Consider the following 23,480-nt stretch of genomic DNA (forward strand, 5'->3'; position numbering starts at 1 on the left):
TTATATCGTCCTTTTCAAAAAATTTAACCGAAGTAAATACTGAACAAAGCAAATATGAATCAGTATTATTCTAGCACAAAAAAGAAAGCAGTAAACTACATTAAGCGCAAAGTTGATTCACAACATCAAAAAGCCGGCTTCCGACTTAATAACCTGAGCTCGGAAAACCGGCGTTATAGTTTTTTAAATTTTATTCAACGCTGCAATTTATACTATATTACTTTACTCGTTTAAGTATTGTATCATGCTCATTCAGCTTGGCATCAACCCCAATTACATAGCCTTTGACAATAACCATATCTTTTTCGAGGTTTCCAACCCTCCTGTCAATGGAATCCAGTTTGTAATCCATGGCATCAAATCTTTTATCCATTGAATCAAACTTTTTGTCCATGGCATCAAATCTTTTATCCATTGAATCAAATCTTCCGTCCATGGCATCAAGTCTTTTATCCATTGAATCAAATCTTTTATCCATGGCATCAAGTCTTGTATCCATTAAGTCAAATTTTCTATCCATGGCGTCAAGTCTTTTATCCATTGAGCTGACTTTTTTGTCAAGTATGCTAAACTTGATTTCAAGAGTGTCAACCTTTTGTTCAAGTTTGTCAAACCTTTTTTCAAGTGAGTCCATCTTGTTATTTAAAACATCATGGCCTTCTGCAACAATCTTTATCTTATCGTCAAGATCTTCCAGAATAACTTTTACTTCATTAATTTTCTGATCAAATTTCTTTTCAACCTTGTCAATACTTTGATCAAACATCTCTTTTATTGCCAGTAACATTTCGTCATTACCCATGTAACTCTCCCATCCCGCTGATGCAGCAACATAAATATAACAGGTCCATTATAACATAAAAGTTATTGTTTGAAAATGGTAAAAATCATACTATTTTTTCAGGCATCCGCTAGTTTTCTTCCAGCATCAGCAGCTGCCCCTGCAAGAAGTCAAAAACATTGTTTACATATACCTGCTGTTTGATGTCAGGGTTTATGCTTATTGCCTTTTTCAGATTATCCATGGCAATGTCCTGTTTTTTCATCAGTGCGTATACTGCAGCTATATTATAATAAATTTCTGCTTCGCTCATATTCTGATCCAGAGCCCTGCCGTACGCCTTTATGGCTTCGTCATATTTCTTTGCTTCGGTAAGCGATGCACCCAGATAATAATAAACATCCGTATCCCCCGGATTCTTCTCTATGGCACGTCTGAACACATCTGCAGCATCCTGGTATCTCCTCAGATCAAACAGTACCACACCCATGTTGTAATATAACCCGCCGTTGTCGGAACAGGCTTTGATACCATTTGTATAGGTAGCCAGAGCTTCCATGGGACTCTGGATTTTTGAAAACAATATTCCCAGATTATTATATGCATCAACAAAGTCTATTTTAATAAGAATTGCACTTTTATATAGATCAATGGCCTTATCATATTCTCCCATATCCTCGTACACCAAAGCCAGGTTAAAAAGGCAGTTATGGCTGTCAGGATTCAGCTCCAGCGCTCTTTTATACTCAAGAACAGCCCTGTCAGGCTCCTTTAACCTGAAATAGCAGCCGGCCAGATTGTAATGTCCTGAATAATCCGTTTCATTAATGGCTATATAGCTTTTATATACTTTAGCAGCCTGCTCATAGTGCTTCCGGGCCATCAAGAGTTTGCCGAGTTCGGCATATCCCTCGGATTTTTCGGGGGAAAGTTTTATGCATTTTCTGAAGCAGGTCTCTGCCTGACCCATATCCTCCAACTCCATGAACAATTTTCCCAACAGCAGAGAAATAACGTAGTTATTGCCGTCTTTTTCAAGAATATCTTCATAATACTTAACGGCCTCGATTTTGTTGCCCCTTTCTGCGAATATCCTTCCTATACCCTCTTTTGCTATATTGAAGCCCGGGTTTATTTCAAGAGCCTTTTGGAAATTTTCAAGGGCAAAATCCAGCTTTCCAATGTTCAGATAAGTTACGCCGATATTGTAATAAACCAGATATTGTTTTGATTGAATTTTACTGATAACTTCGGAATTGGAAGAATTATGCGCTGCCTTCTTCAACTGTTCGATAAGTTGTCCGTTAAGTTCAAGCACTTTTCTGTAGTAGCCCTGTGCCTCACTGTACATACCTTTTTTAAAAGTTGCATTGGCATAACTGAAGTAGAGATTTGATGAAGAACCCACTAAAGCTATCAAATTGCCGTAAAGCTCACAGGCATCGTCAAAATTGCCGTCGCTGTACAGGTGCTCGGCCTGTACAAGCTTTTTCCTGATGCCCCTATAAAGTTCTTCCTTAATGAATCCCAGTTCGGAAATTGTGTCGTTTACAAAGGTTTCGTCGCTGATCACACTCATAATCTCCGCAGCATCTTCATTTCTATCGGCCGTGTTCTGATCGACTGTGATAAAGCCCTCAAAGCTTCCCTTTTCTTTAATTTTCCTTATCATTGAACGATAATCGGATGCAATTAATAAACAGGGCAAAACCACTCCGCAAAACAGATAAAACAGTTCAACATTATTGCTGGTTTGAACCTGATTGATCAGGGACAGTACAACTATTGTCAGAGCAGAAAGCTGAAGTGTAAAGGAAACAAGAGTAACAAGGCTTTTTGTTTTGAGAAGCCTGTAAAAAACATAAACCAGCAGTACAACTAAAATAACCATGTTAAATGCAGTTAAAAGAAACATACATGCACCCCCGCGTATTTCCGGCCGGGTCATTGCTGAAAACAGGCAAAGCAGCCCTATATTTTCACCTGTACCCGAATCCGAATCTTTTGCAAATTAATATTTAATACCTTTTTTTGTATTATATTAAATAGTCCAGACAATTATTAACCCAGGGAAATATAATTATTGCTGCTTGGCATTCTGTTTGTCTTTTTCATTCATCTGCATCTCCATCCACTGCTGTTTTGAAATGAGAACCTGCCTTGGCTTGCTGCCTTCAAACCGACCGACGATGTTTCTCGCTTCCATCTGGTCTATGATTCTGGCAGCTCTGGAATAACCCACCTTGAACTTTCTCTGCACCAGTGAAACAGAAGCCTGTCCTGCATCAACCACCATATCGATGGCCTGATTCAGCAATTCGTCATTGTCGCCTGAACTTTCTTCATTTCCTGCGCTGTGGTCATTTATTTTTTCAATAATATTCTCGTCATAGTTTGAATAGCCCTGGGTCTTTATGAACTCAACCACCTTTTCAACCTCACTGTCCGAGACGAAGGAACCCTTAACACGCAGAGGTTTTGGCTCCCCAACCGGATAAAACAGCATATCCCCTCTGCCAAGCAGCTTCTCGGCTCCGCTCATATCCAGTATGGTTCTGGAATCCACCTGCGACGACACCGCAAAGGATATTCTGGACGGTATATTGGCCTTTATTACTCCTGTTATGACATCCACAGACGGCCTCTGCGTCGCAATAACAAGGTGCATGCCTGCTGCCCTGGCCATCTGTGCCAAACGGCATATTGCATCCTCCACGTCGTTGGGAGCAACCATCATAAGGTCTGCAAGCTCATCAACAATAATTACTATCTGAGGCAATATGCCGGGCTCATCGTTTGCTTTCAGCATGGCATTATAACCCTTTAAATCCCTGACACCCTTGTCGGCAAAGAGCTTATATCTGTTGACCATTTCCTGTACCGCCCAGTTCAAGGCCCCAGCGGCCTTTTTGGGGTCAGTGACGACAGGTATCAGCAAATGGGGGATACCATTGTAAATTCCCAGCTCAACTACTTTTGGGTCAACCATAAGCAGCTTTACCTCTTCAGGTGAAGCTTTAAATAAAATACTCATTATAAGGCTGTTTATACATACACTCTTACCCGAACCGGTGGCTCCTGCAACAAGCAGGTGAGGCATTTTGCCGATGTCGGCCACAACTGTTTCTCCCGAGATATCCTTACCCACCGAAAAGGCCAGTTTTGACGAATGGTTTGAAAACTCTTTCGATTCCAGAATGTCCTTTAACAATACCGCAGACATTTCCTTGTTGGGAACTTCTATCCCCACTGCCGCCTTTCCCGGAATAGGTGCTTCGATCCTGACCCCGGCTGCCGCCAGATTCAGTGCTATGTCATCCGATAAGTTCACTATTTTACTGACTTTGACTCCGGGGCTTGGCTGGATTTCATACCTGGTGACAGCCGGGCCGCGGCTGATATTGATCACCCTTGCCTCTACACCGAAGCTTTTCAAGGTATCCTCAAGCTTTTTCGCCCCTTCTAGGGCAGTGTTTTTCAATGCCTTTACATTGGTGGCGTCGTCCTTGCTCTCATCCAGAAGGTCCAGTGACGGATAATTGTAAATAAGCGGTTTAGTCTGCTCCTGCTGCGGTATGACTATATCTCCGCCGTCATCAGGGTTGTTGCCGGTTCCGGAGTGGGCAACATCCTGTTTTGCTCCCTGGGTTCCATTCATATTGCCATGTCCGGCCGATTGATTTTCCGATACTCCCGAATTTACTATATCAAGGTCCTGTTCCGCTTCAGCCAGACCTTCGGGTGAAATCCCCAGGCCTTTTATATCAGCTACCACCATATCTTCAGCTATATCGTCATTGAAACCGGTAAGCCCCACAGTGAAATCCTCTTCCGGCACAACGGCTGCATTGGCCGTATCTTCCGGATCAGCCGCTGCCGCAGCTTCATCCTCCCCGCTCCTGCCCAGCTTTTTGGGAGCTTTGTTTGCCCTGTTTTCTCTCTCTATTTTAAAGTTGATTATTTTACGCTTCCCGCCTTCCGCTGCCTCATCTTCCGCCTCTGTTTCTCCGTTTTCAAGTGCGGCTTCCCTTTCCTTCTGTCTCTCAGCCTTCTTTATTTTTCTTGTCTCATTTGCAGCTTTGAACCTTTTTGATAAAAAAGCCGAGAGGTTCCCAAGAAATGCCGCCATTGAAACATTTGTTAGAAGGATTATATCTATTACGGATATTGTTGTGAGAATGATAATGGTCCCCAATATCTGAAAAGTCATCAGAAACGGCAGTGTTACAAGTCCTCCCAGAAGTCCTCCTCCGCTTATTTTAGTACCCTGGGTGTAGAACTCCTTAAGGCTGGCGTAAAAAGACCTGCCGGCATACTCATCATATTCGAACCCGGCCACATGGATATACGACGATAAAAGTACAATAAAAATGCTCAGATAAATAACCCTAAGCTTAAAGATATGAGAGTCCTTCTTAAAGATCATGGCAGCTCCGTAAACAATAAGAATGACCGGAACTGCAAAGGCTGGCGCACCTAAAAACCCCAGAAGAATATTAGTAACGGCTTTTCCGAAAACGCCCATTGATTTGCTGAATATAAAACTGAAAAGTGCCAAAACACCAAAAGCAAAAAGCACCAGGCCTAAAATTTCATTCCTGTACTTTGAAAAACCGCTTTCAACTCTCCTGTATTTTTTCTTCTTTTGAACCTTTTTGACTTTCAAAAGTAACACCCCTCATTAGTAGTTAATCTAAGTATAAACCAAATATATTGCCTTTTGCTGGCACACGAAGAAATTATATCACATTTTCGAGAATTATTCCACACAGGTTTAGAGTATGCAAAAGAAGAGGATCTCACTTTGAGAAATCCCCTTCTTTTACAATACTTTATTCAGTTTCATGCAATTCTTATTTTACTCAAGTAAATAATGCCTTTGGAGCAAATCTTAATGCTATGCCGGCCTTTTTCAAGAAACAATTCCCCACCGGCATTTATTCCGCTCATTTGCACACCAATTTTTATGTCTGCTGAAATGCCCCGGTCCGTCACTATATATGCCAGGGTATTATCCTCCCGGGCCCGGCAGTGAACCTGTATCTGGTATTTCCCTTCCTCCGGCACTTCAAAATCGTACCTTACCCATTCTCCACCGAAAAGTTTGACAGCCACAAGCTCGGTATCGGACTGTACTTCACCACCGTAGCGCCTGTAATCGGGAACACCGGTTTTTCCGTTTTCGAATAATATTGTAATACCCTCTGTCATTCTGATTTCTGCACCTTTTTCCCTTTGGGAAACAGAATAGCCTTCATCAAAGTATTCAGCCGGTATTGATACGGGTATCTGCCTCCTGATAGCATTTATGACATCATTATTAATTACAGAGCGGTTTATTTCTTTTATAAATCCGTCAAATATGTCACATGCCTCCGGCAGTAAAAGCTTTGCCCGGTTGTCCATATACTCTATGAGTCTATCCCAGCCCCCGGGCATTTCAAATGTCACGGGAGAGTTGTCACATTTCATTTTCTTATAGCTCCAGAAGCTGTACGAAATTTCATGACCGGTCAGCATATTGAAGAATCCCGCATACCAATCCAGATTGTTTTCGCCTCCTTCGCCCATGAAAAGCGGTACATTGAGTTTATTGGCGCAATCGACATATTTCTGGATGCTCTCTATGTCGGGGGTGCTCCAGTATTTGTGGAACTGGAGCATGTAGTTGCCGTCAAATTCCCCGCTCTCCAGTTCATCAAATATTTCAAAATCCGTTGCCCAATGAACACCCTCCAGTATGAGCATATGCCTTGTATCCACCTGTCTGATTGCCTTTGCAAGGTCTTTGTACAATGGAAGCACCAGCCCGTTATACCTGCCGAACCAATTTGGCAGCGGTTCATTGAGCAGATCATATCCCGCAATGCAGTCCTCATCTTTATATCTCCTGGCCAGCAGGCTCCAGAGCAGTATTAAATCCTCCCTGTGTTTTTGAACCGTAAAAAGTTCGGGCATGTCATTTTCACTGTCGTCTATATTTGTACCGGTCTGACCGCCGGGAGCACCGTGCATATCCAGAATCACATATATTCCAAATTCCCGGCACCACTCAATGAGCTTATCTATGCGGGCGATCATACCGGGATAAAATGACTGTGTCTCCTCATTAAAAAGTGTTCTCGCATTTAGAGGGAGTCTTACCGAATTGAAACCCTTTTGAGCTATGAACGCAATATCCGTACAGGTTATGTAACTGTCCAGATAGCGTTCCCAGAAGCTTTCAGCATATGCCGGTCCGCATAATTCCTCTATGAGCTTTTCCATTCTCCGCGGGCGGTCACATTTTGTATAAAGCTTCCACATATAACCTTCGGGCAAAAACCAGCCCCCCAGACCGAAGCCCTGCAGTAAAATCTCCTCATTCCTTTTGTTAACTATTCTTGTTCCGCATGTTTTAAGAAGCTCCATATCCGCATTATCCTTTCAGTGCTCCGTCCACAACACCCTTTAAAATATTTTTTTGCAGCAATGCATATAAAAGTATTACAGGGATCACAGTCAGGATCAGTCCGCTGAGTATTGCGGGCCAGTCACTGGTATACTGCCCGAACAGCATATTTGTGGAAAGCAGCAAAGTATATTTTTGAGGTGTGGCAAGTATGATCAGCGGCAGCAGAAAATCATTCCACATCCACAGGACATTCATTATACTTATTGTGGCAGTTATTGGTCCCAGCAGCGGAAGAACTATTTTAAAGAACATCTGAGCCTTGCTGCAACCGTCAATATAAGCCGATTCCTCAATTTCATACGGTATTCCCTTTACAAAGCCATGGTACATGAAAATTGCCATACTCACTCCCAGACCTACATAAATTGATCCCATTCCATATATTTTATTGGAGAAATGCAATATTTTTGCCACCCTGTAAAGGGGTATCATTACTGCATTGAAGGGGATCAGCATGGAGAAGACAAAGAGCCCGAAAACAAAGGAACTCAGCCTGGTTTTGGTCCTGCAGAGAATCCAGCCTGCCATTGCGGAAAATACAACTATTCCCAGGATACCAATGACGACAATTGCCAACGTGTTGAAGAAGCTGGTAAAATACTTCATTTTATTGAAGCTTCGCACATAGTTGTCAAAATTGAAATGTGCCGGTAAAGCCAGAATATTTGTAAATATTTCTGATTTTGTTTTAAAGGAGTTCATTAAAGCCATTAATATGGGAAATAAGCAAAATACCGATGCGCCAGAAAGAAAAACCGTTACAAGGACGGTACCCGTTTTTGCTTTTTTGGTCAAATGCATATTACATTTCCTCCTCTCCCTTTTTCATAACCCGCAATTGAATAAGCGTAATCAGCATTATAACCAAAAACAGTATTGTTGACTTGGCAGTTGCGTAGCCCAGCCTGTTTGAACGGCCAAAGGCCTCTTCATAAATATTGATGGCAACCACCTGTGTCAACCTGCCCGGTCCGCCTCCCGTAAGGGAAAATACCACATCAAAAACCTGGAAGGCACTGTTTAAGGTAACAAAAAGACATATTGTAAAGGCCTGCTTTATCATTGGAAGTGTAATACTTATAAACCGTCTGAAGGCTGATGCACCGTCCACCACCGCCGCTTCTATCAATGCTGTGGGAACACTTTGTATTGCAGCAATATAAATCACCATCAGGTAGCCCGCACCGCCCCAGACGGCAACAATAACAATTGCTGTGAAGGAATATTTCGGATCTCCCAGCCAGGACTTGTTTAAAAACTCCAACCCGGTATTGTCGGCAATATAATAAAGAACCTGTGTAAATATAAAGTTCCACATATACCCGCCTATAATCATGCTTATCATATTGGGCATATAAAAAATCGTCCTGAAAAAGCTCCTGCCTTTGCGGGCAGACTCAATCAATACGGCAAGCACGAGTGCACATACATTCAACGCAACTATTGCTGCCCCTACGTATTTCAAGGTGAACAGCATAGCCCTCCAAAAATCCGCATCACCTGTAAATATCTCGGCAAAATTCTCAAAGCCTATAATTTTATATGTAGGATTTATTCCGTTCCAGTTGGTAAAGCTGTACCATAGGCCCAGTACCGCAGGAATCAGTTTAAAGGCCGCAAAAAATATAAATGCGGGCAATACGAATAAAATCAAGGTAAAATTCTGAGATTGTTTTTTATTAATGTTCAATTATTCCACCCCACAGCTGAATTAGAATTAAAAATGATTTCTGCTCAAAAATAAGACAATTGAAATACATGTGAAAATCTTGTATTGCAATTGTCTTATTTTTTGATACAGCCGGTCCCACACCTGTTATATTTATTTGGCCTGGGCCGCTGCCCTGTTGGCATCCTTGAAGGTCTTATCCATAACTTTTATGAACTCATCTTTAGTGGTTTTCTTTGCATAGTAGCTCTGCAGCAGCTTGCCCTGTTCATCGGTGACGGCATTGGGCAATACGAGATCCCGGTAGGAACGTCCCTGTTCAACATAGCTGCTTGCCTCTTTTGCCCAGGAATACTGTTCAAAGCTGTGGCATTTTGCCACCGGGTTAAATTTTAATTCCTTATATAAAGCTGAGGAATCCTTGTCATCCAGCATATAGTTTGCCAGAGCAAGCGCCGTCTCCATTTCCTTCGTGCCTGAATACACTGCAAGAGAAGTGGTTGTAGCCAGATTTATCTTTGTACAGTTGATATCGTTATTTACCGGGAGTGCGCCCACGCCGATTTTTATATCGGGATTGACCCCTAATATGCTTTCGGCACTCCATGTTCCCTGTACAAACATTGCCGCCTTGCCGTTTGCAAAATCGGCGGCCCCCTGTTCAGAGCCCTTATCCAGAGCATTTTTGGTCCCATTCTGCATAATGAGGTCAATTACGTCAAATATTTCAACAACCTCTTTGTAGGAGCCCTGATCCTTGTACATTCTGTCGGTCCAGTCAGGAATACTTCCGCTCACTTTTCCTCCCAGAGTAAGTGCGGTCATAAGCTGCGGCACCCACTGTTCCTGGAAGGCAAGTTCAAAAGGAGTATACCCGTTGTCCTTTAAGGTCTTTACTACTGTCTTCATCTGGTCGAGAGTGTCCGGGACCTTTAAGCCTAATTTATTAAATATGTCCTTGTTGTATAAATAGCCCCATACAGTACTCTCAAATGGTACGGCATAAACCTTGTTATCAATGGTAACTGTTTTGCGTACATCGTCGTACAGCTTATCTGCCAGAGGCTGTGAGGTCAGATCTGCAACATAACCTGCTTTAACGTATGTAGGCAGATCGGCAGAGGCGTGAAGTGTAAAAAGATCAGGAGCATCATTGGAAGAAAGTCTTGTTTGAATAATATTTCCGTATTGGTCACTGCTTGGCATTTCAAGGTTTATTACAGCTTCCATATTCTTTTCTGCCAGAATTTTTGCCTTGAACTGGTTCAAATATGCTTCCATCTGATCTGTAAAACGTGGAAAACTCATCATGACATTAAGAGTTGCCCTGGTTGGTTCTGCTTTGCTTGAGGCTGCAGCCTGACCGGAAACCGCAGCCGAAGACGGCGCTGCTGAAGCTACGTTTGTGCCTTGAGTGTCGTTGCCGCACCCTGCAAGCATTACTGAGATCATGCAAATGACTAACAGTACCGACAGTAATTTTTTCATTTTAATTCCTCCTAAATAAATTATTCTCTGTACCATTATCATACTTCGGAAAATACAAATTTACATTTGCCCTTATTAATCACATGTATAGTCAAATTTTAATGTCATAATTCTCAGCTTTTTTATCGCATTTTACCCGGGGACGTTCCAAAATACTTTTTAAAGGTTTTGTAGAAGTGGGCAATATCCAGGTAACCAGTCATGTCCGAAACAGCCTGTATGGGCAGACCATATTCCACAATCAGCTCTTTTGCCTTTTCCATGCGGACTCTGGTCAGGTAATCGGAAAAAGTCATACCCAACTCCTTTTTGAATGCGGAAGAAAGATATTCTTTTGTTACAAAATTGGTTTTGGCCAATTCCTCCAGAGAAATGTTACCGGAAAAATTATTATCTACAAACTGCTTGATTGCCAGAATATCTATCTTGTTTTTTCTCTGCCTCTGCAAATTAACTTCATCTATTATTTTATCCGCTATGTCAGTATAGTGCCTGATAAACTCCTCATGGGTTCCGCTTTCTCTGATGGTAAAGGGCAGCTCAACCGCAAATGACCGGTCCACGGCTGCATTATATTTGGCAATGACTGTTTCCTCCACTATCTTGTGCAGATCATAATTCATATTAATGACCAGTTTCAGCTTTGCCCTGTCATCCTTTTGCTGCTCAAGTAAAGCCTTCATTTTATCCAGAGCACACCGGACTCCTTTTTTGGAGAGGCCTTCAAGGCATTTTCTGGTGTCATCCCGTGCTTCGATATATTTCGTCAACCAGCTTGTATCGGCAATGCCAACCAGACTTATTTCATTCTGTTCTTCCATCAGCGTTTCACGGTCCAGTTCATCAGAACAGCGTTTTATCAGCCGGTTGAATTCATCCTCTTTTATGGGCTTCAGCAAATAATCCATTACATGGCTGTTCAACGCCTGTCTGGTGTAGTTATAATCATAATAGCCGCTGATAACTATGACCTTGGCCTTTATATTCTGCTGTGAGAGCAGCTGAAGCAGCTCTGCCCCATCAATTCCCGGCATTTTCATATCGGTGATTATCAAATGGGGCTTCAGCTGTTTGATACATTCTATACCCGAAACCCCGTCGGCGGCCTCGCCTACCATCTGAAACCCATATTCCGGCCAGTTACCGATTCTCTTTATTGTATCCCTTGTCCAGGCTTCATCATCAATTATCACTACCCGGTAATCCATTGTCTTCCCCCACTCCCTGTGCATCAAATATGTACTCTATACGGGTTCCCTCTTCTTTTTCACTGTATACGGTTATCCCGTCGTTTTCAGAAAAGTTGAGCCTTATCCTGGAATTTACGTTCAAAAGTCCGATATGCCTGCTGCTCTTTATGCTTCCATAGGCGGCATCCTTCATTTCCTCATTCAGAGCCTCCACCTGTTCCCGGCTCATTCCGCCGCCATTATCCCGGACTGTAATGTGAACCTTTTTATCTTCAGAGAAATATGCTTTTACCCAGAGCTTCCAATCTCCGGTTCTCCTGTCAAACCCGTGCTGAAAGCAGTTTTCCACTATGGGCTGCAGCAGGAGCTTGGGCATAAGGCAGTTTTTTACTTCCTCCTGTATATCCAGCTCGATACTGAATTTGTCATAGAACCTTTCCTTCTGTATAAGCAAATAATTGTCAAGATGCTCCAATTCACTTCCCAGTGTCACAAACCCGCTCTCGAAATCCATACTGTAGCGCATCATGCTGCTTAATGCACCTGCAATATTGTAGACCTCCCCGACTCCCTTTGACAGTGATATGCTGCCTATCAGCTGCAGGGTGTTGTGCAGAAAATGCGGATTTATCTGGGCCTGCAAGGCCTTGATCTGGGCTGATTTGGCCTGGAGCTTTATAACGTATTCCTGATGTATCAGATCTTTAATACGCTGAACAAAGAGGGCTATATGATTTTCCAGCACACTGATTTCATTTCTGGAATACTCACCTGTTTTTATCTCCAATGTGGCCATTTGTATATTCTTTACCTTGTCGGCCAATTTCAAGAGGGGAGAACTTATATAAAAAGAAATCAATGCGGATAGCATTATTGCGGCAAAAACACAGGCAATACCCATAAAGATACCGGCAAATACGGTTGGTCTGGTGGCTTTCACTATTTCATTCCGGGGAATTATTTTTATTATGCCAAGTTTCCCGCCCCTGTCCTGACCGTAAAATACTATATTGTTGTCAATTGAAAAGTACTCTCCGGAACCGCCGGTATTGATGAGGCTTATACTTTTTGCCAAAAGCTGCTCATCATCAAACCCCTTATTAATTGACATGACAATTTCACTCTGATCGTTGAGAAGATAAACCCGTTCATCCTGACTTGTTTTAAGCTTTTCAAGAATTCCCTGAAGTTCTCCCGTCCGCAGCTGCAATGCCAGTTTTGCAACCAGGTTGCGGTCTTCGAAAGTATTTATGTTATGTACGGCATACAGGCCCTGACCGGTTAGTTTCAAATACATATTGGTCTGCATCTCGGCCGGGCGGTTAAAGGTATTGGAAAAACCCTCCTCATCACTTTGAAGTGTTGTTCCGGCTCTTTTGGCCTTAATAACACTCCTGTCACTGACAAGGTATAGCTCTATGGAAGAGAACAGGTTATTTTTATTTAAGGTCCCATTGAAGGTATTTCGCAGAATTGCGCTGTCCTGATAGGAATCGCTGTCTTTACCCCATTTGAGGACAGCGTTTCTGAAGCTTTTGTCGAACTCCATGGAATAAAAGGTATTTTTTAACTCGTCTGAAAACTGTGACACCCTGTCGCTGCCCCACAGCATTCCATCCTTGTTTATTGCAATCAACTGCCTGTATAGCGAATCATAGGTATTGAACGCAGCCAGCGCAGTGATCAGAATGGTAGGGATGATTGATACCGCAAGCATAAACAGAAATATCTTTGTTCTGATAGAAAGGGTCCTTTTTGACTTTTTTGAAGATTCCATGTAAATTCTCCTATCAAGCCATATATGTGTATTTTTTAGATAATTCAGTATAGCACTATAAATTATGCCCGTCAAAAGTCTGATTCTTTGCCATCTATTAATATAAAACCCCCAAAAATGAACCAAGCTTCAACGCTGCCTGGTTCATTTTTGGGGGTTTGAGTAACTATGAGAAATATACATATAGTCAGTTATTCCAGATCATCATCCGTGCTAAAGACCTGCTTCAGCAGTTCAAGCTGTGACAGCAGAAGAGTTTCGGACTTGGTTTTAAACAAATGCAGTCTTTTTTTCATTTCTTCATACTCAAAACGGATTCTAATTACTTCCTGATTTGCATCATTGATAATCTTTTGGGCCTTTAGTTCAGCCTCTTTAATAATATTTTCGGCTTTGGAGTAGGAATTTTTCTTGATTTCTTCACCTGTCTGCTGTGCTACGATCAATGTGTTCTGCAAGGACTCTTCTATATTTTTGTAATGTTGTATTCCTTCGTTTAAAACAGAAATTCTGTCTTTGAGTTCAATGTTTTCCTTTATGTATAGTTCGTAGTCCTGTATAATGCTGTCCAGAACTTCATTAACCTGGTCTTCCTTATAGCCCATGAAGTTCTTCTTAAACTTGATATTATCAAGATCATTTGGAGTATAGTTCATAATAAGCCAACCTTTCCACGGAACTAAAAGTTCCTTGATATAATATCCTTATTCAAAACGTTTGATAATTATATTAATGCGATCCTTTTTAGTAGTTCCGCCAACCTTGTCCAATAAAATCCTTCCCTTGCCCCGAATGGAAATTACATCGCCTTCCGACAGCTGCTTCGACGGGTTTGAAACCGGCTCCCAGTTTACATTTACCCGCTGGGCTTTAAAATACTCCATAACCTTGGTCCTGGACATGCCAAAACCGCTTGCAGTCACAGAATCAGCTCTTACAGACGCAACTGTGGTATTGATTATTTTTTCCTTCCTTTCGGGAGGTGTGTACCGGTAGACTTGCTGAAGTTCGCATTCAACCTTTGTATTACCAATTTTGTCCAGATTGTATGAAATATATTCCGCAATTTTATCAATTAAAAATACATCACCATAGTTCTCGTAGACAAGTATATCCCCTACCTTTTCCCTCTTTATCCCAAGGCCCAGGATCGAACCGAGATAATCCCTGTGAGACAAGTCCTTATCAATAACAGGCGTTATCCTCAGATAACTTATGGGAGCATTGTCCAGAGCTTCCTCTTCATCTATGAAGTCAGAGCTCATAGCGGCCATGACCCGCTCTGCTCCTTCAAAACCACCCATAAAGGTATAAAAAACCCCTTCGACCTTGTCCAATACACGTTTGGCAATAACCGCCTCATGGGGAGAAAGAAAATCCGAATATACAAAAGAGGAATAACGGCATTGTTCTGCCTTATCCAGAAGACGCGAAACCATTACCCTATCCTCAATCCCGGAAACCATTTTTAATAATTCGTTTTTATTCATATATAGCGTCAAAAATAAAACATATTAAACAAAATATAAATTACTCTTCTCAGCACACCTATAAGTATAAATGCAACTATGGGCGAAAAATCAATCATGGAAAGCATGGAATTGTTCAATAACCTGGATTGATTCAACATTTTTCTTATGGGTGCAAGCACCGGTTCGGTAATTGTGTATAACAAATCAACTGCCTTGTTATATCTTGATACCGGCAGCCATGAGATAAGCACTCTGGCAATAAGTGCAAACTCAAATATTTTCAATACCCAATCTATAGCGTATAAAACTGCATCCATCAAAATTCCTCCGAAATAAGAAAACCTTATTATCAGCCCCAAATATCACCAGTCAATGTTCTCCTATTTAGCCCATGGAAATACTGTTTTATTTCTGAGTTCTTCCTTCAAGTCTCCGCTAACATCCACATTGTTTGGAGCTATAACAAATATATCACTGGATACCTTCTGTATACTTCCGTCAAGGGCATAGATAGACCCGCTTAAGAAGTCAATTATCCTCTGGGCATCTGCTTTTTCTATGCCCTCCAGATTAATAACCACAGGCTTCTTGCTCTTCAGGTGATCACAGATATCCTGAGCATCATCAAATGTATCCGGCTGAGAAACAACCATCTTAAACTGATTTGCAGAATGAATATTTACTACTTTGCCTGACTGCTGCTGCTTTTTGGAATTGTTGAAGAAGTGCGTTTGAATAGGTTCGCTTTTAATATCCTCCCTATAGTCTGTATCGCGAAGATCTAAGTCTTCATCCTCCTCCTCGTCAATTGCTTCCCATCCGACGAAATTAAAAACTTTGTTTAGAAGTTTTGACATTTCAAATACCTCCTGCGTCTTTAGTAATTTATTTAATCTTTTCGCTTGTAAAATTTACTTCTTTGTGTAATCCCTCTTTCCAAATATACCGGTACCGATCCTGACAATGTTTGCCCCCTCTTCAATGGCTATCTCAAAATCGTTGCTCATACCCATGGAAAGATAATCCATATTAACATTATCTATATTTTTATGCTTTATGTCAATATATATATTATAAAGATTCCTAAATACAGGCCTTATGACCTGTGGGTCCTGAGTAAATGGGGCTATGGTCATAAGCCCTCTGAGAGAAATATTTTCCATCCGGGAAATTATACCTACGTATTCATCTACATCACCAGGACTTATTCCAAATTTTGTATCCTCTCCTGAAACATTGACCTGCAAAAGAATATCGATCTTTCTCCCATGCTTTGCAGCCCTTGAGTTAATTTCTTTGGCAAGCTCCATGCTGTCCACGGAATGTATCATTTCAACCTTATCGATTATATATTTGACTTTATTGGTCTGGAGATGCCCAATCAAATGCCATTTACAGTCTGTAGGAAGCTTGTCATATTTTTCGGTTAATTCCTGCACTCTGTTCTCACCCATATCGAGAAGACCGTATTCATATACATTTTTGATCCTGTCTGCCTCAACAGTCTTGGTAACGGCTATCACCCTGATGTCTTCCATTGTGCGGCCGCTCCTTTCGGCTGCCGCTCCCACCCTTTTAAAAATATTATCCAGATTGCTTTTAATCTCTGTATCAATCAACTGTCTGTCCCTCCTGTATATTCTTAGGATTTAGGATATATGTGTTATACAAGGCGATGGTATTTGTATTTTCGCCCTCTAAATTGTCGATAATGACTGCACTCTCATTCATACCTACGATCCTCACCTTTTTTATGGCAGCCGTATGACCCTTGACAACAGTGATCAACGCAGTTTTATTTTTGGTATCAATGTTTTGCAATGAGCTGTAGGGTACCTTCAACCCCGTATAGCTGGATAATATTATATCTGCGTTTACCCTTCTCAAACCCACTGTCTCATTTAAGCCCGCATCAAATTTAAAGGCTATGATTCTTTCTCCGTCAATAAGGTCAGAGCTGTAAACTATCTTTGCTTCGATATTCAATCCCGTATCATTGATCCTGAGGGTGACGGTTTTATCAAGCTGCAGGGATTTGCAGTATTTTTCATCAACTGCCGTCACCATGTAGCTGTCCAGATCCTTGACCAGCTTTGCAACGGGTTTCCCCTTGGCCGCATCAATGACATTGAAATCCCTGTTGGTTTCCCTGGTTGTTATTTTCTCAAGCTCCTTCGGTGTAATATTCCTGATGGTCTCAGGAGTGAGTATGGATTCGTAGCCGTCTATGGCATAGGATATCAATCCTGAACTCTTTGTCCGTATTTCTTTGATATTGTTGTTCAATTTGCCCTGTATAGCGGCTTTTTCATTCTTAAGCTTGTTTATATACGCCGCCGACTTGCTGCTGTCACCAAAAATATCAGACTTCCTGTAAACGATCCTGTCTATGCTGGAAAGACTGTTGTAGCTTTCAACAAGGCTGCCGCGGATGGATTGCTGGGCAAGATTTTTAACCTCTTCAATTATTTCCAAATCCAGTTTTTTTATGTCACTGGAAAACATATTTATATTTTCCTTCTGTGCCTTTTGTGCCCGTTCAATCTCCATTTCCTTGGTTTTTAGCTCCTCATAGGTGGATACCGGAACATTTTTGACTACAGAAGCTATTCTGTAAAAGGCAGGGACCTTCTCCCCGTCTACCGCATCCATTACACAATTGCCTGTTTCGGGAGACAAAATGAGTTCTTCATTTCTTATGAAAACTCCGTCTATATTCTGTGTATCCTCTATCTTGCCTATTTTAAGTATGTCAGTTTCGACACCGTTTCCATATATGATAAATAACAGCGCCGGAAGGTATATTAACAAAAATACACCTGCTATGAGGGTTCCTATTCTGACACTCTGCTTTTTAAAAACACTCATGTACAACTCCATTTCCGCAGCGGCTATTTTTCCCTGCTATTGAACAATTTCTGCAGCGCTATGATATTTCCAAGCTTTACATGCTCATATACCAGACCGCCCTGCATATACGCTATATACGGACTCTTTATTGGCGCATCGGCGCTGAGCTCTATGGAGGAGCCCTGAACAAAGGCTCCCGCCGCCATTATAACCGGGGAATCGTAGCCAGGCATCTCCCAGGGTTGGGGTGTTACATAGGAATCCACCGGTGAACCCTTCTGGATACCCTGGCAGAATGCTATGAGGCTTTGTTCGTTATCGAATTTTACAGCTTGAATTATGTCACTTCTTTTGACATCGACTGAAGGCAGTGTTTCAAAGCCGGCACGTTCCATAAGGGCAGCACAGAACACCGCCCCCTTCAAGCTTTCGGCTACAACATGAGGTGCCATGAACAAGCCCTGGAACATCAGCCTGTTATTGCCCAGTGAAGCTCCGACTTCTTTTCCCAGTCCCGGAGATGTCAGTCTAAAGGCAGCCTGCTCCACCAGCTCTTTCCTGCCTGCAATATAGCCCCCTGTCAAAGCCAGTCCGCCTCCAGGATTTTTTATAAGGGAGCCCGCTATTATATCGGCTCCCGCCTCAATCGGTTCAACCTCTTCTACAAATTCCCCGTAGCAGTTGTCAACCATGACAATTATTGAACTGTTTATGGACTTGACAGTGCTTATAACACTTTTTATGTCTTCAATGCACAATGCATCTCTCCAGGAATACCCTCTTGAGCGCTGGAGCATTGCCATTTTTGTTGAAGGCGTGACAACCCTGCGTATTTGTTCCAGATCAGGTTTCCCGTCAGGTTTTAATTCCACCTGTCTGTAATTGACTCCGAATTCCTTCAGAGAACCGCAGTTCTCACCTCTGATCCCTATTACTTCCTCCAATGTATCATAGGGTTTGCCGGTAACAGCCACCAGCTGGTCTCCCGGTCTGAGATTGCCAAAAAGACACAGTGCCAGAGCCTGTGTACCTGAGACTATCTGATGTCTGACCAGTGCATCTTCCGCACCAAAAATATTTGCATACACACTGTCGAGAACTTCCCTTCCCCTGTCATCATAACCGTAGCCGGTAGTTCCGTTGAAATGTGAATCGCTGAGTTTATTGTCCTGCATTGCCTTGATTACTTTTAACTGGTTTATCTGTTTGGTATTCTCTATTCTTTCAAAAACCTTCTGAGCGTCCTTTTCGGCCTGCTCAGCCAGTTCAATCACCCTGTCCTCAATTTCAAAGTGCTGTTTCAAATATTCCCTTATTTTAAAATCCATCAACCATTCCTCTTTCGTATAAGTATGAATAAAAATTAGCTTTTTAATAGAATTATATACCATTTACCGCCTTCCCGCCAGTTTTATCGTATATTAACCTGAAAAACTGCATTTCTTCAGTTCAAAATACTTTTATAATAATGCTTATAATGCTTCCGGGAGTGATAACATCCAGAAGCAATAACAGTCCGGAAGTAAATTATACCGGCAGGCAGTGCCTCACGGCCAGGTGCGGGCAATACCCTATAGTCAGGCAGGTTGCAGTTTATGGTGCTTTACCTGTATAATAGATGTATATATCTTATAACAGCTGTTTATCCATGGAGGAAATAATGATTTTAGAGCACAAAGCTGATATTTCCGATGCAGGCAGGCCCCTGAAATACATTCTGAAGGGCAGACTGCAAATATCCGAAAGGTTGGTTAAAAAACTAAAATTCCAAAATAAAATTTATGTAAATAGTGAAGCTGTCCACGTAAATTACATTTTAAAAGAAAACGATCAGATTAGAGTTGAACTCGAACTTGAAGAAGACTGTGAGTATATCGAACCACAGGACATTCCCATAGATATAATTCACGAGGATAACTGCCTCCTGGTGCTGAACAAGCAGTCCGGAACCGTGGTTCACCCTACCAGCAGCCATCCCGACTCCACAATAGCGAACGGGATTGTTTATTATCTGAAGGGAAAAGGCATTTCCAAAAAAGTTAGACCTGTCAGCAGGCTGGACAGAGAAACCTCCGGCATTATTATCTTTGCAAAAAATCAGTTTGCACAGGAGGCACTTATCCGGCAGATGAAGGCAAAAATTTTTGAAAAGGAGTACCTGGGCATTGTCCAGGGTATTCCACCTTCAAACGCAGGCACCATTGATCTGCCCATTGACAGAAAGCCGGGAAGCATTATGCTGAGACATATTTCCGAGACGGGAGCACCTTCGGTAACACATTATGAGGTCATGGAGAGTTTCCCTTCGCATAATGCAGCTTTACTTAGATTTAAGTTGGAAACCGGAAGAACCCATCAGATCAGAGTCCACTGCCAGGCCATGGGTTTTCCCATATATGGAGATACACTTTATTCTGAAAATACAGGTTTATTAATTTCCCGTCAGGCTCTCCATTCCCATATTACCAAAATAGTTCATCCTGAAACCCGTAAGGAAGTTATCTTCAATGCTGAACTGCCCCAGGACATAAAGGCAGTGCTGGAAATAATGCGAAATAGTCTGTAAATATTTTACATCAACCTCCTGATATGCTACTATCTTCATATGAAATAGATTTGCGCCGGGTTAAAATACCGGTTCTACAAATGAAGAAGGATTTGTCAGGAGGAATTTTATATGGATATTTTAAAGGATCGGTATTCTATAACAGAGTTAAGCGAATGTTTAAATATAACTGATCATGCTTTAAGATTTTATGAAAAGGAGTTCGGGCTGAAAATCCCCAAGGACAGCAGAGGCAGAAGATTTTATACCACCGAGCTGGCCAATGTCATGTACCAGATCAAGGATATGCGCGATCAGGGACTCGAACTTAAAGCCATAAGAAAAATACTGGAAGATGAGCATATCATAAAGGTCAGTCCTCCGGGTACAGCTTTAAATTCATCAGTTCAGCTTAATGAGGCTCAATTGCCCGCGGTCATGGGCCATGCTGCTTCACAACTGAGCAGCACCGAGCTTACTGCAATTATCGATGCACTCAACAAAATGAAAGAACAGGTTTTTAATAATATTTCCACAGAGCTTTTGTCAACCAGGGAACAGATATCAAAGGAGATACATAAATCGAAGCTTGAGCTGGGAGCATGTGTTGAAAACAGTTCAAGAAAACTTGAGATCAAACTTGACAGACACTTCCAGGAGGTCGACAGAAATATCACCAGCTGGAGAGAACGAAAAAGCACCTCTCTTGGGGGAAGGCTGAAGAAATTAATCGGGAAGGCGTAAATTGACTTATGATTTTATTTAAATATTTCCAGTTATCCTTAAGATATGCGAGATTTAAGGTGGCTGGAAATATTTTTATTTAGGACACGGGGGTGCGGACAAAAATACTCTTCTACATTTTACGGGGGCAGTTGAGGTAACTCCTGGAGATATGCTTCAAACCACCACCATATATTATTATCAGGTGACTTAATACTCCTCTATCCCAATTCTTGTATCTTTGGGTTCATTTTTTCTAGACTCATCTTTCAGCGAAATCATTTCTTTTATCTGCAACCAGGAGCTTTCAGTCAACCTAAATTTATATTTTTTCCGCTTACAGTGTAATAACCATATTCATCAAATTTACTGATACCGTTGAAATATGGAGCTGATAAAACTTTATTAAAGGTATTAATTATTAAATTCCTTTTATCCAAAATCTTTCCCGAGTTAAATATATGACCTTTCTCTTCCTTGGTAAGTATACTACGTCCCCCTCTAGCATTCTCTGAATCTCTAGTATATCTCAGGGCTACTTCAAACGTATGGCCGCCTACTTCTTCATATCTATTTGCAGACTCGTATTATTATCTACGTTCCAGTTTATAAAGTGAATGTTTGACATTTCCAATTTGTCTGGCTCTAATTTTATCCCAGAACTTTTTTAAGAAAGGCGTTTCGTTTTATCTGATTCATTTCCTCCATTTGGCTCCTCTTTATATTTGCCTTTTTCTTACCCAAAATTAGTTACTTTTTACTTTTCCTTTCTGTCCTAAACAGCACTTAGTTGACACTCTCTTGGGAAATATTTAGTAAGTACGCAGCTACAGTTATAAGATGCGTCTCATCTGAAAACCATTGTTTGATTTTCTACATCGCCAAGCTTTACACATATGAATAATATTATTGCATTTTTTTGCTAAGGAATTAAGTCTAACCAGTTTCTTTTTATAAAACCATATATTTTCAATTTAATCTATTTTATACAAGATATCAACATTGCCTTCATCTAAATCCATCTCAATATTAAATTTCTTCTTAATTTTGACAATCATTTTTATTACTAAAAGTGAATTTAATTCTAATTTTTTCCTTCATTCATTATATGGTACTAAAAAACCGTTACCTTGTTTCCTTACAATTTCAATAAATCTTTAATCAAGATTGATTCCTATACCTTCTTCTAGCGCCTTATAATAATAATAAGAACCCATAGCTATATCAAACACACCCATCCCCATCGGATTAAACATTATTGTCTGGTCTCTTTCGTACTCCTTCATACAGTTATTGCATACAACATCTACTATGGATTTTGTTTCATCCTTTAATAATTGTTTTTGTATATGCATCATTTCAATATCAGTTTTTTCCCTACACACCTCTTCCCAATTATCAACGATAATTGACTGTCTTACGTAATTTAGGATGTTTATTTTATAGTCTCTAAGTGATACATTTAGCAGAAGCGATCCCTCTCTGGGAGGTAGATCAACGAAAGGCTCCTTGGATGCAGTACAAGTTATAAATATGTCTGCGCCATCATAAGCCTCCTGCCAGCTATTAGCAATAACTATTTTATCTTTATCGACATAACCTATATTTTCTGTATCTATAATAGGTCTTATATCATACAAGTAAATTTTTGATATTCTGTTTCCTAGTAATTTATCACAAACCTTCAAGTGATGCAGTCCGATTGGACCACATCCAATTATGCCGATCTTTATATCTTTAAGATTTCTTATTCGATCATAGTGCTTAATCATTAACCCGCTCACAGATGCAGTACGGATAATACTCAGAAGGGCAGTATTTATAATTACAACAGGTTTACCGGTATCGATATCATTTAAAATAACCACGCTATGCGCTCTTGGTATCCCTTTATAAATATTATCTGGAAAACTGGCTATCCATTTTATTCCTGAGGCATTTACATTACCTCCTAAGAACGCAGGCATTGCAATTATCCTATTTTTGAGATCTCTATACCTTAAATAAGGCTTTATCGGCTGAGCAAAATCCTTTTTTTCTAAGCATCTCACAGCATCTTCTATTATATTAATTGTTGATGTCCAGTCTATACCGATTTTTAGCAAATCTTCTTCGTTTAAATAAATCATACTTATTCTCCCTTATTTGTTTTTCCAAAATATTAAGCAATTTTAATATTTTTTATTTTTAATTTGACCTGTTCTAATTAAAAAATGAAATCTTTGACAAGTCATATTTCTGATCGGCTTATTTATATAAAAGCATAGGTCAAATGCAAGAATCTTAGTATTTATGCGACTTATTAATTTGGACTTATAAGTTTATATGTTTAGTTGTTCAGTAGGTTGGGATGCAGATATTTCGACTCTGATAATATTATTGGTCTATTTAAAGCAACTGACTCAAAATTTCAATTTCTTCTTTTTTAACATCGTTTAATGTATTAACTACTCTATCTATCAAGATTTTATCTTTTGTAATGTTATATTTTATAATGATATTTACAACAGTTCTTGTTTTAGAAATAATTT

The 23,480-nt window shown here is 40.8% G+C and carries 19 protein-coding genes; 2 read left to right on the plus strand and 17 right to left on the minus strand.

Annotated elements, in window-relative coordinates; all coding sequences use genetic code 11:
* Positions 1 to 217: 217 nt before the first annotated feature.
* The 16 genes from CTER_RS12590 to CTER_RS12665 form a co-directional block, all read right to left on the minus strand.
* A complete protein-coding gene (locus tag CTER_RS12590) occupies positions 218 to 802 on the minus strand; it encodes a DUF16 domain-containing protein (RefSeq protein ID WP_004625876.1) in 585 nt (194 codons plus the stop codon).
* A 109-nt stretch (positions 803 to 911) separates the two neighbouring features.
* On the minus strand, positions 912 to 2,696 hold the full coding sequence (locus CTER_RS12595) for a tetratricopeptide repeat protein (protein WP_004625842.1): 1,785 nt from the start codon (positions 2,694 to 2,696) through the stop codon (positions 912 to 914).
* Positions 2,697 to 2,861: 165 nt separating this feature from the next.
* On the minus strand, positions 2,862 to 5,447 hold the full coding sequence (locus tag CTER_RS12600) for an FtsK/SpoIIIE family DNA translocase (protein ID WP_004625719.1): 2,586 nt from the start codon (positions 5,445 to 5,447) through the stop codon (positions 2,862 to 2,864).
* 176 nt (positions 5,448 to 5,623) lie between these two features.
* Positions 5,624 to 7,192, minus strand: coding sequence for a cellulase family glycosylhydrolase (locus tag CTER_RS12605; protein WP_004625760.1), 1,569 nt, complete (start codon positions 7,190 to 7,192; stop codon positions 5,624 to 5,626).
* A gap of 7 nt (positions 7,193 to 7,199) precedes the next feature.
* Entirely contained in the window at positions 7,200 to 8,036 is an 837-nt protein-coding gene (locus CTER_RS12610) for a carbohydrate ABC transporter permease (protein WP_004625766.1), read from the minus strand.
* 1 nt (position 8,037) lies between these two features.
* Positions 8,038 to 8,925, minus strand: coding sequence for a carbohydrate ABC transporter permease (locus CTER_RS12615; RefSeq protein ID WP_004625740.1), 888 nt, complete (start codon positions 8,923 to 8,925; stop codon positions 8,038 to 8,040).
* A gap of 132 nt (positions 8,926 to 9,057) precedes the next feature.
* Positions 9,058 to 10,392: an ABC transporter substrate-binding protein gene (locus CTER_RS12620; protein ID WP_004625844.1), complete on the minus strand. Its 1,335-nt coding sequence runs from the start codon at positions 10,390 to 10,392 to the stop codon at positions 9,058 to 9,060.
* Between the two features lie 122 nt (positions 10,393 to 10,514).
* Entirely contained in the window at positions 10,515 to 11,600 is a 1,086-nt protein-coding gene (locus CTER_RS12625; protein ID WP_004625774.1) for a response regulator transcription factor, read from the minus strand.
* A complete protein-coding gene (locus CTER_RS12630) occupies positions 11,575 to 13,359 on the minus strand; it encodes a sensor histidine kinase (protein WP_004625834.1) in 1,785 nt (594 codons plus the stop codon). Before CTER_RS12630 ends, CTER_RS12625 begins: the two co-directional genes overlap by 26 nt.
* Before the next feature lie 191 nt (positions 13,360 to 13,550).
* Positions 13,551 to 14,015, minus strand: a complete 465-nt coding sequence (locus CTER_RS12635; RefSeq protein ID WP_004625802.1) for a DivIVA domain-containing protein — start codon at positions 14,013 to 14,015, stop codon at positions 13,551 to 13,553.
* A gap of 48 nt (positions 14,016 to 14,063) precedes the next feature.
* The gene (locus CTER_RS12640) at positions 14,064 to 14,849 is read right to left on the minus strand and encodes a YlmH family RNA-binding protein (protein ID WP_040761023.1); all 786 of its coding nucleotides are present in this window, start codon (positions 14,847 to 14,849) and stop codon (positions 14,064 to 14,066) included.
* 8 nt (positions 14,850 to 14,857) lie between these two features.
* Entirely contained in the window at positions 14,858 to 15,148 is a 291-nt protein-coding gene (locus tag CTER_RS12645; protein ID WP_004625808.1) for a YggT family protein, read from the minus strand.
* 63 nt (positions 15,149 to 15,211) lie between these two features.
* Positions 15,212 to 15,688 carry a cell division protein SepF gene (locus CTER_RS12650; RefSeq protein WP_004625869.1) on the minus strand — a complete coding sequence of 159 codons (477 nt, stop codon included), beginning with the start codon at positions 15,686 to 15,688 and terminating at the stop codon, positions 15,212 to 15,214.
* Between the two features lie 54 nt (positions 15,689 to 15,742).
* Entirely contained in the window at positions 15,743 to 16,450 is a 708-nt protein-coding gene (locus tag CTER_RS12655; RefSeq protein ID WP_004625751.1) for a YggS family pyridoxal phosphate-dependent enzyme, read from the minus strand.
* The gene (locus CTER_RS12660; protein WP_004625843.1) at positions 16,443 to 17,699 is read right to left on the minus strand and encodes a biotin/lipoyl attachment domain-containing protein; all 1,257 of its coding nucleotides are present in this window, start codon (positions 17,697 to 17,699) and stop codon (positions 16,443 to 16,445) included. Before CTER_RS12660 ends, CTER_RS12655 begins: the two co-directional genes overlap by 8 nt.
* Before the next feature lie 23 nt (positions 17,700 to 17,722).
* Positions 17,723 to 19,009 (minus strand): methionine gamma-lyase family protein, encoded by a 1,287-nt coding sequence (locus CTER_RS12665; RefSeq protein ID WP_004625765.1) that lies wholly within the window; start codon positions 19,007 to 19,009, stop codon positions 17,723 to 17,725.
* A gap of 332 nt (positions 19,010 to 19,341) precedes the next feature.
* Here CTER_RS12665 and CTER_RS12670 point away from each other — a divergent pair, with 332 nt between their 5' ends.
* Positions 19,342 to 20,247 (plus strand): RluA family pseudouridine synthase, encoded by a 906-nt coding sequence (locus CTER_RS12670; RefSeq protein WP_004625836.1) that lies wholly within the window; start codon positions 19,342 to 19,344, stop codon positions 20,245 to 20,247.
* A 111-nt stretch (positions 20,248 to 20,358) separates the two neighbouring features.
* The gene (locus CTER_RS12675) at positions 20,359 to 20,970 is read left to right on the plus strand and encodes a MerR family transcriptional regulator (protein WP_004625798.1); all 612 of its coding nucleotides are present in this window, start codon (positions 20,359 to 20,361) and stop codon (positions 20,968 to 20,970) included.
* A gap of 1,136 nt (positions 20,971 to 22,106) precedes the next feature.
* Here CTER_RS12675 and CTER_RS12680 read toward each other — a convergent pair.
* Entirely contained in the window at positions 22,107 to 23,078 is a 972-nt protein-coding gene (locus CTER_RS12680) for a hypothetical protein (protein WP_004625872.1), read from the minus strand.
* Positions 23,079 to 23,480 lie beyond the last annotated feature (402 nt).

This window comes from Ruminiclostridium cellobioparum subsp. termitidis CT1112 (assembly GCF_000350485.1).
Classification (GTDB): domain Bacteria; phylum Bacillota; class Clostridia; order Acetivibrionales; family DSM-1351; genus Ruminiclostridium; species Ruminiclostridium termitidis.

Coding starts and splice junctions, on each gene's coding strand:
- CTER_RS12620 (WP_004625844.1), bottom strand. CDS start 10,392: ATGAAAAAATTACTGTCGGTACTGTTAGTCATTTGCATGATCTCAGTA.
- CTER_RS12610 (WP_004625766.1), bottom strand. CDS start 8,036: ATGCATTTGACCAAAAAAGCAAAAACGGGTACCGTCCTTGTAACGGTT.
- CTER_RS12650 (WP_004625869.1), bottom strand. CDS start 15,688: ATGTCAAAACTTCTAAACAAAGTTTTTAATTTCGTCGGATGGGAAGCA.
- CTER_RS12665 (WP_004625765.1), bottom strand. CDS start 19,009: ATGGATTTTAAAATAAGGGAATATTTGAAACAGCACTTTGAAATTGAG.
- CTER_RS12595 (WP_004625842.1), bottom strand. CDS start 2,696: ATGTTTCTTTTAACTGCATTTAACATGGTTATTTTAGTTGTACTGCTG.
- CTER_RS12680 (WP_004625872.1), bottom strand. CDS start 23,078: ATGATTTATTTAAACGAAGAAGATTTGCTAAAAATCGGTATAGACTGG.
- CTER_RS12640 (WP_040761023.1), bottom strand. CDS start 14,849: ATGAATAAAAACGAATTATTAAAAATGGTTTCCGGGATTGAGGATAGG.
- CTER_RS12625 (WP_004625774.1), bottom strand. CDS start 11,600: ATGGATTACCGGGTAGTGATAATTGATGATGAAGCCTGGACAAGGGAT.
- CTER_RS12590 (WP_004625876.1), bottom strand. CDS start 802: ATGGGTAATGACGAAATGTTACTGGCAATAAAAGAGATGTTTGATCAA.
- CTER_RS12605 (WP_004625760.1), bottom strand. CDS start 7,192: ATGGAGCTTCTTAAAACATGCGGAACAAGAATAGTTAACAAAAGGAAT.
- CTER_RS12645 (WP_004625808.1), bottom strand. CDS start 15,148: ATGGATGCAGTTTTATACGCTATAGATTGGGTATTGAAAATATTTGAG.
- CTER_RS12675 (WP_004625798.1), top strand. CDS start 20,359: ATGGATATTTTAAAGGATCGGTATTCTATAACAGAGTTAAGCGAATGT.
- CTER_RS12635 (WP_004625802.1), bottom strand. CDS start 14,015: ATGAACTATACTCCAAATGATCTTGATAATATCAAGTTTAAGAAGAAC.
- CTER_RS12670 (WP_004625836.1), top strand. CDS start 19,342: ATGATTTTAGAGCACAAAGCTGATATTTCCGATGCAGGCAGGCCCCTG.
- CTER_RS12660 (WP_004625843.1), bottom strand. CDS start 17,699: ATGAGTGTTTTTAAAAAGCAGAGTGTCAGAATAGGAACCCTCATAGCA.
- CTER_RS12630 (WP_004625834.1), bottom strand. CDS start 13,359: ATGGAATCTTCAAAAAAGTCAAAAAGGACCCTTTCTATCAGAACAAAG.